At 62.2% G+C, this 995-nt stretch carries 1 protein-coding gene and 1 pseudogene; both read left to right on the top strand.

What is annotated here, in order from left to right:
- Positions 1–232, top strand: a pseudogene (locus EOA29_RS37845) (cell division protein FtsZ); the annotation flags it as partial.
- Positions 233–602: 370 nt separating this feature from the next.
- Positions 603–995, top strand: a 393-nt coding sequence (locus tag EOA29_RS37840) for a UDP-3-O-acyl-N-acetylglucosamine deacetylase (RefSeq protein ID WP_189479145.1), incomplete at its 3' end; no start/stop codon positions are given.

Raw genomic sequence — 995 nt, 5'->3', positions numbered from 1 at the left:
CCTGACCCGCCGCGAGGAAGAGCCGGCCCGGCTCCAGCCGGCGCAGCCGCGCGAGCCGAAACTGCGCCAGGCGGCACCGGAAATGCGCCGCCTCGCCAGCCAGGACCCGCAGCTCTACGCGCCGCGCCGCGGCCAACTCGACGACCAGGGACGCCTCACGCCGCAGAGCCGCACGGTGCAGGAAGACGACCAGTTGGAGATTCCGGCGTTTCTGCGCCGCCAGGCCAACTGATCGATACAGCGGGCCGCTGATCGCTGACGATATATAACGGTTGTTAACAGGCAGACGAGAAATCGTCTGCCTGTTGGCGTTAAAGGTGGTTGTAAAACAGAGTGTTACGAGCGTTTTTTCGCTCGCTGCCGCGGTTACAAAGGGTAAGAAACCGTGATTTGGAGTCTCTCGGACGGGCCATTATCTTCGCCTCGGACTAAAGTCGGTTTGCCGGGATTCGGGGAGTTGGCCCTGCCTGCCGATCATATCAGAGCCGCATGCCTTGTTTCATTTGCCGCATTCATGCGGACGCAAGACGATCCGTCTGGCTGAAAATGCTCAAGAGGCTGATGAAGCGGACGCAGGCAGTTAGGGCTTATGGGGTTTGTCTTTGCACGACTATCAGACGACAGTTAAAGCGCGCGTGACGTTGACCGGCACGGGCGTCCACAGCGGCAAGCCCGTCACCGTTCATTTCCTGCCCGCCGACGCCGACACCGGCATCGTGTTCCACCTGTCGAATGGCGGCGAGGGCCGGGAGTTCCGCGCGCTGGTCTCCGAGGTCGGCGCCACCGACCTTTGCACCATGCTCGGCGATCCGGCCGGCGAGCATATCGGAACCGTCGAGCACCTGATGGCGACGGTGTTCGGACTTGGCATCGACAATCTCATCATCGAGATCGACGGTCCGGAAGTTCCCATTCTCGACGGCAGCGCCATGGCCTTTGTCGAGGCCTTCGACCAGGCGGGCATCGAGACGCTGGCGGTCAAGCGCCGCTATATC

This window comes from Mesorhizobium sp. M1E.F.Ca.ET.063.01.1.1, assembly GCF_003998155.1.
Taxonomy (GTDB): Bacteria; Pseudomonadota; Alphaproteobacteria; order Rhizobiales; family Rhizobiaceae; genus Mesorhizobium.
Note: the sequence above shows the minus strand (reverse complement) of the source record. Positions and strands in the feature narration are given on the sequence as shown.